Source organism: Geobacter hydrogenophilus (assembly GCF_018501225.1).
Lineage (GTDB): Bacteria > Desulfobacterota > Desulfuromonadia > Geobacterales > Geobacteraceae > Geobacter > Geobacter hydrogenophilus.
Window position 1 is genome coordinate 662,815 of sequence record NZ_JAHCZI010000001.1, and the last position, 12,215, is coordinate 675,029.

Consider the following 12,215-nt stretch of genomic DNA (forward strand, 5'->3'; position numbering starts at 1 on the left):
CACAACAGACACCATTCGTTATCAAGCAAACAAAAAGCCCCGCCCGGCAGATACCAGGGGGGCCATGCTATGAGGAATATGGTGGAAATCGTTACAACAAAACTATAAGCACCACGCCACCTGCGATGACCGACAGGTTACAGACGGCGGAGATGCCGTGGAGTTTGGAGAATTCCCGGCGCATGGGGTGATCCTTGGGGGTGGTTTCGAAGGAAGGAATCTGCTGCTTGATGAGGGCGGCCTTCGGCTCAACATGGAAGGCCTGGAACGCGGTGACTGTCAACATTACGACAAGGAGGACCGCCGCCGGCATCCAGTTCTTTCCCCGCGCGAGCAGAAGCGCCAGGAGGGCCACGGCGCCGCAGGCCAACCCCCATCGGAAGTAGCCGGGAAAGAGGTACCCGACGATGCGTCCCGCCACGTCGCGGGTTTCGGTTCTGAAGATGGTGGGGGTGAGCACGAAGGTGAACAGGGCGGCGCCCCCCACCCAGAGGGCGACGGCCAAACGGCAGAGAACTGAAAAAAATGACACGGCAATCCTCCTTGACAAGAACGGTTATGGTTTTCCCTGGCCCCCGATCGCGAAACGGTCGATGATCCACCGGGCGATGCTCCGTTGGGGGGGGATCGACGCCGGCATGGCGCCAGGGCTGAACCAGCGGGCATCCTCCAACTCGGCATGGTCGACGCGTATCTCGCCCCTGGCGTACTCGGCCACGAAGCCCGCCATGAGCTGGCTCGGGAAGGGCCAGCACTGGCTCCCCACGTAGCGGATGGCGCCGATCTCCACGCCGGTTTCCTCCAGCACCTCGCGGCGGGCGCACTCCTCCAGGGATTCGCCGAAGTCGAGGAATCCCGCCACGAGCCCGTAGCGCCCCGGAGCCCATTCGGGCTTGCGGGTGAGAAGGAACTCGTCCCCCCGCTTCACGAGAACGATGGCACAGGGGTGGATGTGGGGAAAATGCTCGACGCCGCATGGCGGGCAGCGCTTGCCCCAGGTCCCCGGCAAGCGCTCCAGGGGAGCGCCGCAGCGGGCGCAGAAGCGACTGTCGCGTTCCCAATGGAGAATCTGCTGGGCCATGCCGCCGATGGTGAGAGTCGCGTCGTCGAGGCGCTCGCCCGTTGCGTTGAAGGGTTCGGCCACGAACGGGGAGAGAAGCGGATCCTGTGCCGACATCCGGGCGATCCTGAGGGGACGGCCGTACCAGCGGCCGATAGTGATTGTCTCCCGCCCGGCGGAAAGCCATTGGGGCCGCTCCCCCTCGGGGAGTGCGAGGGTTCCCCCACGCTCTTCCACCACGAGGGCGTTTCCACGGAGAACGGCCCAGACGCCCGGTCCGTCCCCTCCCCCCGAATCGGGAGGTGCGGGAGTGAAACCGTCGGCGATGACCGTCGCGTTGAAGGGGAGATTGGCCGTGTCGGGATAGGGCATGGGAAGACCTCCAGTGAACTCGTTCAAGGATACCTGCCGGCGTGCGACGACGCAACAGCCGATAACCGTTTCACCGGCCCGGCATAAAAAAATCCCTGTTGCACCCGGCAGCGGCATATCTGTATACTCTTGCCGGATTAACGGTTTCTTTCCGAGCAGCAGCGCCACTGTGTCAATAAACAATGACGGAATCCATCCTATGACCGAGAAGACAACCGTCCCGTGGCTCAGTGCCGCAATGGCGGCGGCAATCCTCGCTGGACTCTGGATCGCGAGTCGCGGCAACTATCTCCTCTTCCACACGGTGACTGAAATGTTCTCGGTGCTGGTGTCAGGGGGGATCTTCGTCATTGCCTGGAATGCCCGCCGCTTTCCCACCAGTCCCTATCTCCTGTTCATCGGCATAGCCCATCTCTGCGTGGGCGGGGTCGACCTCCTCCACACGATGGCATACAAGGGGATGGGGGTCTTCCCCGGCAACGGCCCCAACCTTCCCACCCAGCTCTGGATCACTGCCCGCTACCTCCAAAGCATCTCGCTTCTCATGGCCCCACTCCTCATCGGACGCACATTTCGTCCCGCAGCCACGCTGGCGGCCTACCTGGTCGTTACGGCGACCTTGATTGCCTCAATTTTCGGAGGAATCTTCCCCCCGTGCTTTGAGGAAGGGGTCGGGCTCACCCCCTTCAAGATCGGGAGCGAGTATTTCATTTCGCTGACGTTCCTCGCCGCCCTTGCCTTCCTGAGAAGGAAGCGGGAGTTCTTTGACCGGCGCATCGTAAACATTCTCTCCGCCGCCATCGTGCTCATGGCCATGGCCGAACTGGCCTTCACCATTTATGTAGACGTCTATGGCCTCAGCAACCTGGTGGGACATCTCCTCAAGGTGGCGGCGGTTTTTCTGATCTACAAGGGGACGGTGGAGACCAGCCTGACGCGCCCCTATGACCTCCTGTTCCGGGAGTTGAAGGAGAGCGAGGAAAAATTCGCCAAGGCGTTCCATACCGCCCCGACCATGATGGTCATTACCTCCCTGGCCGAGGGGAAATACCTGGAGGTGAACGAGGCCTTCGAGAATACCCTGGGATGGCGGCGGGAGGAGGTGCTCGGCCGCACCTCCCGGGAAATGGGCATCTGGGTCGATCAGGAACAGCGGGACCAAATCATGGGGACCATAGAGAAGGGGGAGAAGGTACTCAATCTGGAAGTCACTCTCCGCAAAAAACAGGGGGAAACCATCGAAGGACTCTATTCGGCGGTGGGGATCGAGCTTGACAACAGAAAGTGCCTCCTGGGGATCGTGCGGGACGTTACCGCGCGGAGGCGGGCCGAGCGCGAGGTGAAACTCCTCAACGCCGAATTGACGCAACGGGCAAAAAAGCTGGAAGATACCAACTGCGAACTGGAAGCGACGGTGGAGCAACTGGAAGCGGTCAACCAGGAAATGGAAGCTGCCAACAAGGAGTTGGAGGCCTTCAGCTACACGGTGTCCCACGACCTGAGGAGCCCCCTCACCAATATCAACGGCGCCGCCCAGGTCATCCAGGAGCTGTTCGGCCGGGGGCTGGATCCGCAGTGCAGGAGACTCGTCGATATCATCCACCGGGAGACGCTCCGCATGAACCGGCTCATCGACACGCTGCTCAGATTCGCCCACATCTCCCGGGGCGAGCTCTCCCCCGAGACGGTCGACCTGAGCGCATTGGCGAAGGAGGTGGCAGGGGAGCTTCAGGCACGGGAACCCCAACGACAGGCGTCATTCGCCATTGCCGGCAACCTGACAACCCACGGCGATCCCCGGCTGATGAGAATCATTCTCGACAATCTCCTTGGCAACGCCTGGAAGTACACCGGCACACAGGAAGAGGCGCACATCGAATTCGGTGCGATCCAGGGCGGCAAACCGGTATTTTTCCTGCGCGACAACGGCGTCGGGTTCGACATGGCCGACGCCCACCGCCTTTTCGTTCCCTTCGAACGCCTCGACTCGGGGGCCGCGTTCAGGGGAGAAGGGATCGGCCTCGCCACCGTGGCCCGGATCGTCCAGCGTCACGGAGGAAGGATCTGGGCAGAAGGTGAGAAGGGAAAAGGGGCCACCTTCTACTTCTCTCTCTGACAGCCCCGCCACTGACTCCGCGCACTCAAAAAAGCCCGCGAGGCGACTCGCGGGCTTTTTCTTGATACGGCACCAACACTGTGCCGACGACGAAGCAGCTCCGTCAGGCGCAGGAACAATGGGTCTTCAGGCAGCCAGCGTGAACTGCCCCACCAGAACCTGAAGATCCTCGGCCAGCTTGGCAAGCTGCTCCGCGGCCTGGGCCGACTCCTCGGCACCCCGGGCGGTGTGCTGGACCACGTCGGTGATCTGACGAATGTTGTCGTTGATCTCGCAGGTGGTGGCGGTCTGCTGCTCGGCGGCGGTGGCGATCTGGCTCACCTGCATGGTGACGCCGCCGATCTGCTCCAGGATCGCCTCAAGCGCTTCGCCGGATTTGGAAGCGTCGGAGGTCCCCTTCTCCACCTCCTTCACCCCTTCCTCCATGGATGATACCGCTCCCCTGGTCTCCCCCTGAATCGCCTTGATCATCAGGGCAATCTCCTTGGTGGCCTTGGTGGTGCGCTCGGCCAGGGCCCGCACCTCATCGGCAACAACGGCAAACCCGCGCCCCTGCTCACCGGCCCGGGCAGCCTCGATGGCGGCGTTCAGGGCCAGGAGGTTTGTCTGGTCGGCGATATCCTCGATGGTGCCGACGATCTCGCCGATCTGGTCGCTCCGCTCCCCCAGGCTCCCGACGGTGTGGGATGACGAGCGGACCCGGTCGGCGATCCGGTTCATGACCGTGAGGGTTTCCTGCACCACCGACGATCCCGTTTCGGCCCGGTCATTGGCGTGGCGGGAGCTCTCGGCGGCCAAGGTGCAGTTCTGGGCGATCTCCGCCGACGTGGCGGCCATCTCCTCGCTGGCGGTGGCCACGGTGGCCGCCTGCTGGGCCACCTCCTCGGCGCCGGTGGACATCTGGGTGGCCGTGGCGTGGAGTTGGGTGGCTGCGGCTGTTACCTGGGAGGCGTTATGGGCAACCAGCGAGATGATCTCGTTGATCTTCTCCGCGGTGGTGTTCAGGTGACGGGAGAGGAGCCCCATCTCGTCGCTGGTTTCAACATCGGCCCGGGCGGTCAGGTCGCCGGACGCCACCCGGTTCAGAACATCGAGCACTCTGTTGAGGGGACGGCTGATGGACGCGGCGATGGCGGTGCCGCCGACCAGTGACAGGGATACGGCAAGGACCAGCACCACTACCGTCACTGCCAGGGCGCGGCGGTAGGAAGCCATATCTTCTTCATACATCTGCCGGCTTTCCTTCACGTTTGCCTCAACGAGGGTGGCAATCACCTTCGCCGGTTTTTCGTAGAGGGGGGCAACATTTTCGGTCGCAAACGCCGTGGCTTCGGCCCGGGCTGCGGGGTTGCCGGATGCGGCGGCGGAACGGGCCATTTCGGCAAGCTTGGCGCCGCCGGCCATGTAGGCCTCAAACCCGCTCTTGAACTCCGCAATCTGCGCCTTTTCGCCTTCGTCTAAAGAGGACTTCAGGAACCGGTCAATGGACTCCTTGAGCAGGGAGGCATTTTTTTCAAATTCCTCTCCCTTTTGAGCGATCTTGGCAGCGTCAGTCAGAGCCAGCATGTAGACCAGCGAAAGCCGCATCTGAAGGAATGTGCTTTTCATCTCCGAAACCTGCGCCACATGCCCGATACCCGTATTGAGATTCCCCATGTGCCCGGCTAGCCCCCGCATATTGCCGAGACCGACCCCGCCGACCGCCAGGAGGGCGAGGCAGACACCGCAGACCATCACCATCAGCTTCGCCCTCACCTTGAGATCGCTCCACATCTTCATACTCCAACTCCTCTCATCCATGAAATAAGATGCCAGCCCAGCAGATTCGACGCGCTCCTGGCCCGGCACACTTCCTCTTATCGGACAAGGGGGACCTCTCTTTAGTATTTATTGCTAAAATCTTTCAAAACACATGTTCTATCAATAGTTAAGGCTAACTAACATCCCATCGGATGTCGCCGGGCCAACGAAATCATTCATTGTATTTTCTCCCCATTTTTTATACGATTTCTTGTTTTTATCCCGGATCTGACCAAAGGAAAGCAGCATGATTTTACGTTTCCCCGCCGAATGGGAAAAACAGGACGGCGTCCTCCTCGCCTGGCCCCACGCCGAGAGCGACTGGCTCCCCTGGCTTCCCATGGTGGAACTGGTGTTCGCCCAGATCGTCAAAGAGATCACCCGCTTCGAGACGGCTCTGGTGGTGGCCGCCGACAGGGAGCGGACCGCCGCCATCCTCTCCGCCGCGGGCGCCCGGATAGAACGGGTGCGGATCGAGGAGATCCCCACCAACGATACCTGGGCCAGGGATTTCGGCCCCCTGACCGTGGAGCGGGACGGCGCGCCGGTTCTCCTCGACTTCGGCTTCAACGGCTGGGGGCTCAAGTTTGCCGCCGACCGGGACAACCTCATTACCAGCCGGCTCCACCGAGCCGGCGCCTTCGGCGCCACCCCCCTAGAGACCGTGGGTCTCATCCTGGAAGGGGGAAGCATCGAGAGCGACGGACGTGGGACGATTCTCACCACCACCGAGTGCCTCCTGAGCCCCAACCGCAATCCCCACCTGTCGAGGAAAGAGATCGAGCGGGCCCTGGGGGAGAAGTTGGGCGCAGACCGCATCCTCTGGATCGAAAACGGGTACCTGGCCGGCGACGACACCGACTCCCACATCGACACCCTGGCCCGGCTCGCCCCCGACGACACCATCGTGTACGTCCGGTGCGACGACGCCACCGACGAGCACTACCCGGCCCTCTTCCTGATGGAAAAGGAGCTGAAGGCGCTCCGGACCCGGGAAGGGAACCCCTATCGGCTGATTCCGCTCCCCTGGCCCCGCCCCTGCCACGATGAAGAGGGGGAGCGGCTTCCGGCCACCTACGCCAACTATCTCGTCATCAACGGCGCCGTCCTGGTTCCCACCTACGACGATTCAGCCGACGAGGCCGCCCTAGCGGCCATCGGCCAGGCGTTCCCCGGCCGGGAGATCATCGGCATCGACTGCCGTCCCCTTATCCTCCAGCACGGCTCGCTCCACTGCGTGACCATGCAGATCCCCAAAGGAGTACTTCCATGAAGCGTTTGACAGTCGCCCTTGTCCAGCAGAGTTGCACCGCCGACAAGGACCTCAATCTCGCGAAAAGCATCGAGAACATCCGCAAGGCGAGCGCTCTGGGGGCGAAGCTCGTAGTGCTTCAGGAGCTTCACTGCGGTCCCTATTTCTGCCAGAACGAGGATACCGGCCACTTCGACCTGGCCGAGGAGATCCCCGGCCCCACCACCGAGCTTCTGGGGGGCGTGGCCAAGGAGTTCGGGGTGGTGCTCGTCTCCTCCCTGTTCGAGAAGCGGGCGCCGGGGCTCTACCATAATACCGCTGTCGTCTTCGAGAAGGACGGCTCAATCGCCGGGAAGTACCGCAAGATGCACATCCCCGACGACCCCGGCTACTACGAGAAGTTTTACTTCACCCCCGGCGACTTGGGGTTCGAGCCGGTCCGGACCTCGGTGGGACGCCTCGGCGTCCTTGTCTGCTGGGACCAGTGGTATCCCGAGGCGGCCCGCCTCATGGCCCTTGCCGGGGCCGAGCTTCTCATCTACCCCACCGCCATCGGCTGGGATCCCCGGGACGAGGACGAGGAGAAGGTCCGCCAGAAGGAGGCATGGATCACCATCCAGCGGGCCCACGCTGTGGCCAACGGCGTCCCGGTGGTGAGCGTGAACCGGGTGGGGCACGAGCCCGACCCCTCCGGCGTCCTGCCGGGGAGCCAGTTCTGGGGCTCCAGCTTCGTTGCCGGCCCCCAGGGGGAGATCATCGCCCAGGCCGCCAACAGCCACGAGGAGCTTCTCATTGCCGAGATCGATCTGGCCCGCAGCGAGGCGGTGCGCCGCGTCTGGCCGTTCCTGCGGGACCGGCGGATCGAGGCGTACGGGGATCTCCTGAAGCGGTACCGGGACTAACCGCCATGGCGCTCCAGGAAAAGGAAATCCTCGAAGCCCTCTCCAGCACCAAGATCCTCACCTCCATGATCACGCCGGCGGTGCTCATCTCCGCCGCCGGCACCCTGATCTTCTCCACCTCCAATCGGCTGGGGCGGGTCTTCGACCGGGTAAACAGCCTCAAGAGCGAGCTTGAGGCCGTGTTCACCGGCAAGCTCACGTACCCCGAGGAAAGGCTTGCCGTGATCCGCAGCCAGGTGGAGATCCAGCACATCCGGGCCGGGCTCATCCAGAAGGCCCTCTCGGCCCTCTACACGGCCACCGCGTTCTTCATTGCCGCAAGCCTCGCCATCGCCTTCAACGTGGCCTACGGCAGCTCTGCCACCAGTTGGATTCCCACGGCCCTGGCCTTGGCCGGAGGGCTCTTCCTCTTCGCCGCCAGCGCGTTCCTCCTCTACGAAAGCCGCTACAACCTCACCTTCATCAACCGGCACATCCAGTTCATCAAGTACCTGGAAGACCGCCACGAAGAGGAAACCCACACGAGAAAGGGGGAGTGAGCATCAAGCCCACTCCCCCGTCACGTTTTCTCATCATTTCTTTCAGCCTGATACTGGCTTATCCTTGCCGTACCGCCGAACGAACGTTTTCTCGCCCAGACGCTTGCGGAGGGCCCGGCCATAGAGTTCCTCGTACTTGGCCGCCGCGTCCTCCCAGGTGAAGCGTTTAGCCATGGCATTGGCAATGAGCTTTTCCATGGCGTCCCTGCGGTTATACCAGGTGTAGACCGCCCAGCCGACGGTGTCGAAGAGGGCCCCGGCATCGTGGCTCCAGAACTTGAAGCCGGTGCCGGAGAGGGTCTTCCCGTCGAAGTTCTCCACGCTGTCGTCGAGCCCACCCGTAGCCCGGACAATGGGAAGGGTGCCGTAGCGGAGCGAATACATCTGGTTGAGGCCGCACGGCTCGAAGGCGCTCGGCATGAGGAAGAAGTCGGCCCCTGCCTCGATCTGGTGGGAGAGAGGGTTGTTGTACCCCACGTAGAGGTTGAACTTGTCGGGGTAGGCGTTCTTGATGTCGCCGAAGAAGAAGTGGGTCCAGGGCTCGCCGGCCCCGAGCATGACGAACTGGACATCGAGGGCGAGGATGCGATGGATCGCTTCGGCCAGGATGTCGACCCCCTTCTGCTTCACGAGCCGGGACACCATGCCGAAGAGGGGGACGTCATCCCGCTCCGGGAGGCCGAAGGTCCGCTGGAGGTCCCGCTTGCAGAGTTTCTTCCCCGAGAGGTCGGCGGCTGAATAACGGGCCGCGATGTACGGGTCCACCTCCGGGTTCCAGTCGTCGTAGTCGACCCCGTTCAGGATGCCGAAGAGATCCGCCGCCCGCTCCCGCACCACCCCGTCGAGCCCCCAGCCGTATTCGGGGGTCTGCATCTCCCGGGCATACCCTTTGCTCACCGTATTGAGTACCGTGGCGTGGTAGAGCCCCCCCTTGAGGAGGTTCGTCTCGCCATCTTTTTCAAGTCCCAGAAAAGTGAAGTGCTCCCAGCCGATGCCGAGCACGTCCATGAGCCCCTCGTAGAAGTTTCCCTGGTGCTGCATGTTGTGGACGGAGAGGACCGTGGCCTTCCCCCCCACGTAGGGGTCGGCGGCGTAGGTGGTATTGACGAGGACCGGGATGGCCGCCGTGTGCCAGTCGTGGGCGTGGAGGAGATCGGGCTCGAAGCCGATCATCTTCGGCAGCTCCAGGGCCGCCTTGGAGAGGAAGACGAAGCGGTTGTCGTTGTCGAGATATCCCTCGTTGTTCATCTCGTAGAGGCCGTCGCGGCCGTAATACCCCTCGTGTTCCAGAAAATAGACCGGGACGTCGCTTCCCGGAATCCGGCCTTCCCACACGCCACAGTACTGGTTGCCGATGACCCCCATGGGGACCACGAGCACGCCGGGAAGCTGCTTCAGGCCATAACGTTCCCGGTCCACTCTCTTGTATCGGGGCATCACCACCCGCACATCATGCCCCATGCGGGCCAGGTGCTTCGGCAGCACCCCCACCACATCGGCGAGGCCCCCCTCCTTGGCAAAGGGGACGCACTCTGAGGCGGCCATGAGGATCTTCAGTTTTTTCATCGGTTGAAACTCCCTCACTACATGGTAATTAATTGCAAAACCGGTGAATTGTACTCCGAACCATCCCACTCGGCCAAGGCAAAAGATGCACTATCTCATTCTGACGTTGGTGAGCGTGGTGTTCTGTGGTATCTCTCTGAGGAGAACTGAACAAGGAGAACCGATCATGACCGACATCCCCAAGTCATCGGGCGAACGCTTCATCGAACGCATCATGGGGGAGCTGGACCCCTCGTCCGAGCGCTTCCAGGTGCTGGAAACCGCCAAGCGCTTCAAATCATCGTGGGTGGAACTGGGGGACAGGCTTCTGGCTGTCAGCTCACGGGACCTCTACAAGGAATGGGGATACGGGAGCTTCGAGGACTACTGCACAAAAGAGATCAGGATCAAGAAGGAGACGGCCCAGAAGCTGACCCTTGCCTACCGCTTCATGGAGAAGAACGAGCCGGAACTCATGGCCCGCCGCGAAGAGCCCCGCCCCTTCCCCGACTACCGCTCCATCGATCTCCTGCGCCAAGCCCGGGAGGAGAAAGGCTTTTCCGACGAGGAATACGCGGATCTGCGCAAATGTGTCGTTGAGCAGGAGCGGAGCCACCCCACGGTGCTCAAGCAGTTCCAGGAGGTGGCAAAGACCCGGGAAGAGCCCGTGATCGACCCGTCCGTACCCCTAAAGGCCGCGCTCGGCGCGGCTCGGCGTCTCGACACGGCGTTGCGGGGGGTAGAGGAACTCCCCGGCGACTACCGGGAAATGGTGGAGCGGCTCATTTGTACACTGGAAGAGGAACTGGAGGGGATGCAGGTGGTCGTGGAGCACCGGTAGAAACCCCAGAGAGGAAGCCAGAGACGCGAAGAGGCGACGGGAGATCCCGTCGCCTCTTCTGTTTTCAGGTTTTTTCCGGTTCCCAATTCCCGGTCCCCGATTTAGTGCTTCTGCTCCACCGCCTTCTTGGCCGGACCGTTCATCCGGATGGCCGCGGAGAATTCCATCCAGAAAATCAGGTAGATGGAGATCATGAGGGAGAGGCCGATGTTCTGGTTCTCCACGCCAAGGGCCTTGGCCAGAATCGGAGAGGCAAAACCAGCGCCGAGGTTCCCGGTGAACCGCTCCAGGAAGTAGAAAGCCACGAGGGTCAGGGCCGTGCCGACGAACATGATGGCGAGGCCGCGTCCACGCTTGACCCAGTACTTGGGTGAGAAGCCGAACATCCGCATGAAGATCACGACCCAGATGATCCAGACCGAGTAGTCGACTGCCGCGTCGGGGAGGGCAAGCTTGCCCTTCACCAGGAAGAGTTCAAGGACGGTCACGGCGCCCAGGAGGATGAACATCCAGGAGAACTTCTCGTTGGCCTGGGTCTGCCACTGGCGGCTGTCGGGAGCCGACGTTTCTTGGGCGGAGTGGGCATGGGTTCCCAGGGCCGAGAAGAGGATCGCGAACCAGATGCCGGCGTTATGGAACAGAAGCGATGCGTGGTTGCCCGCCACGTTGGCGATGCGCGACATGGGGTCGGTGGCGAAGTCGGCGGTGATCCGCATCAGGAAGAGGTTCACGACAATCGAGCAGCAGGTAATGACCGCAAGGGTGAAGATCTTGCGCGGCAGCAGATACGGATCGACCCGGTCAGGGAAGCCAAGGATAAAGGCGAACCATATCAGGTACATGATAAGCGGGATGCCGTAGCAGATGCCGTAGACCGAATTGCCGGCAAAGTCCCCCGCCTGGGCATAGATCTCGTAGTCGTTGCTCTTGTCCGCGTCGGTATTTGCGGCCTTGACCACATCCTTGGCCACCGTCTTCACATGGGGGAGAAGCCCCATGGCATACCACCCGTGGTCACCCTGGGTGGTGTCGACGACCCAGTACTGGTCGCCCATCATCTCGTCGAGTCCCTGGAACATCCTCATGCTAAAGGCGGCACAGATGGCCACCACCACGAAGAGCAGGATTGCGTTCTTGATTGACATTGGCATGGCTGTCCCCTTCCTAGTTCTTGTGCGTCGTCCAGAACATGGAGACGGCGTTGGCTGCAAACAGGCCGTAAAGCCACATGGTGTTCCAGGCGGGGCCGCTCCAGTGGCTGCCGTGTCCGCCGCCGACAACCCCCGAGGCAACGATGATCCCGATCATGGCGGTGCCGGCCACCATGGCGACCGCGCGGAGGATGGCGCTATTGCGCCAGGTATGACGCTCCAGTTGTTCGATCCTGGCCAGCAGTTCAAGCTCTCTTTCGCTCATCTCTCTTCTCCTTTACCAAAGAAATAACCGTTAAGGCCGCCACAATCGTCAGGGCATACAGGATATACGGTCCATCGAGGTGCAGACTCAGGTTGTACAGCATGACATCCTCCTTTTATTGCTCAACACTTTACCGGTGTAAGTACCCCGTGGGGAAACCGCTCCGACAGCTCCTGGTACTTCATGCACTCGCGGTACCGGCAGCTGCAGAACTTGATGATCATGTTGACGTCGTGGGGCGAGATGTAGCCGCACCCCACATCACAGATGTCATCGCTTTTGCCGTAGAAGGGGCAGACAATTCCGTCCTTCATGGGAACCTCTATCTCTAAACCGTTTCGGTTTTTCTGCCGCGCATGGGAAGGGTGCCGG

At 61.8% G+C, this 12,215-nt stretch carries 13 protein-coding genes; 5 read left to right on the top strand and 8 right to left on the bottom strand.

What is annotated here, in order from left to right; genetic code table 11:
• Positions 1-91: 91 nt before the first annotated feature.
• Positions 92-532 (bottom strand): DUF4149 domain-containing protein, encoded by a 441-nt coding sequence (locus KI811_RS02930; RefSeq protein WP_214184989.1) that lies wholly within the window; start codon positions 530-532, stop codon positions 92-94.
• 24 nt (positions 533-556) lie between these two features.
• Positions 557-1,432 (bottom strand): NAD(+) diphosphatase, encoded by an 876-nt coding sequence (nudC, locus tag KI811_RS02935; protein ID WP_214184990.1) that lies wholly within the window; start codon positions 1,430-1,432, stop codon positions 557-559.
• Positions 1,433-1,631: 199 nt separating this feature from the next.
• On the opposite strand from nudC, the gene KI811_RS02940 reads away from it, so the two are divergent.
• The gene (locus tag KI811_RS02940; RefSeq protein ID WP_214184991.1) at positions 1,632-3,548 is read left to right on the top strand and encodes an MASE3 domain-containing protein; all 1,917 of its coding nucleotides are present in this window, start codon (positions 1,632-1,634) and stop codon (positions 3,546-3,548) included.
• A gap of 126 nt (positions 3,549-3,674) precedes the next feature.
• Here the strand turns inward: KI811_RS02940 and KI811_RS02945 are convergent, their stop codons facing one another.
• Entirely contained in the window at positions 3,675-5,327 is a 1,653-nt protein-coding gene (locus tag KI811_RS02945) for a methyl-accepting chemotaxis protein (protein WP_214184992.1), read from the bottom strand.
• Positions 5,328-5,595: 268 nt separating this feature from the next.
• Between KI811_RS02945 and KI811_RS02950 the strand changes: the two genes are divergently transcribed.
• Genes KI811_RS02950 through KI811_RS02960 form a run of 3 tightly spaced genes read left to right on the top strand, consistent with a single transcriptional unit; the run spans position 5,596 to position 8,041 of the window.
• Positions 5,596-6,621, top strand: coding sequence for an agmatine deiminase family protein (locus tag KI811_RS02950; RefSeq protein WP_214184993.1), 1,026 nt, complete (start codon positions 5,596-5,598; stop codon positions 6,619-6,621).
• Complete coding sequence (locus KI811_RS02955) at positions 6,618-7,502, top strand: carbon-nitrogen hydrolase (protein ID WP_281415115.1); 885 nt, start codon at positions 6,618-6,620, stop codon at positions 7,500-7,502. Before KI811_RS02950 ends, KI811_RS02955 begins: the two co-directional genes overlap by 4 nt.
• Positions 7,503-7,507: 5 nt before the next feature.
• Positions 7,508-8,041 (top strand): DUF2721 domain-containing protein, encoded by a 534-nt coding sequence (locus KI811_RS02960; protein WP_214184994.1) that lies wholly within the window; start codon positions 7,508-7,510, stop codon positions 8,039-8,041.
• A 42-nt stretch (positions 8,042-8,083) separates the two neighbouring features.
• On the opposite strand, the gene KI811_RS02965 is transcribed toward KI811_RS02960, so the two are convergent.
• Positions 8,084-9,607, bottom strand: coding sequence for a glycogen synthase (locus tag KI811_RS02965; RefSeq protein ID WP_214184995.1), 1,524 nt, complete (start codon positions 9,605-9,607; stop codon positions 8,084-8,086).
• A 166-nt stretch (positions 9,608-9,773) separates the two neighbouring features.
• Here KI811_RS02965 and KI811_RS02970 point away from each other — a divergent pair, with 166 nt between their 5' ends.
• Positions 9,774-10,427: a hypothetical protein gene (locus KI811_RS02970; protein WP_214184996.1), complete on the top strand. Its 654-nt coding sequence runs from the start codon at positions 9,774-9,776 to the stop codon at positions 10,425-10,427.
• 101 nt (positions 10,428-10,528) lie between these two features.
• On the opposite strand, the gene KI811_RS02975 is transcribed toward KI811_RS02970, so the two are convergent.
• Genes KI811_RS02975 through KI811_RS02985 form a run of 4 tightly spaced genes read right to left on the bottom strand, consistent with a single transcriptional unit; the run spans position 10,529 to position 12,157 of the window.
• A complete protein-coding gene (locus tag KI811_RS02975) occupies positions 10,529-11,578 on the bottom strand; it encodes a hypothetical protein (protein WP_214184997.1) in 1,050 nt (349 codons plus the stop codon).
• A gap of 13 nt (positions 11,579-11,591) precedes the next feature.
• The gene (locus KI811_RS02980; RefSeq protein ID WP_214184998.1) at positions 11,592-11,843 is read right to left on the bottom strand and encodes a hypothetical protein; all 252 of its coding nucleotides are present in this window, start codon (positions 11,841-11,843) and stop codon (positions 11,592-11,594) included.
• Positions 11,824-11,946 carry a hypothetical protein gene (locus KI811_RS18740; RefSeq protein WP_004514095.1) on the bottom strand — a complete coding sequence of 41 codons (123 nt, stop codon included), beginning with the start codon at positions 11,944-11,946 and terminating at the stop codon, positions 11,824-11,826. Before KI811_RS18740 ends, KI811_RS02980 begins: the two co-directional genes overlap by 20 nt.
• 19 nt (positions 11,947-11,965) lie before the next feature.
• The gene (locus KI811_RS02985; protein ID WP_214184999.1) at positions 11,966-12,157 is read right to left on the bottom strand and encodes a hypothetical protein; all 192 of its coding nucleotides are present in this window, start codon (positions 12,155-12,157) and stop codon (positions 11,966-11,968) included.
• Between the last annotated feature and the right edge of the window lie 58 nt (positions 12,158-12,215).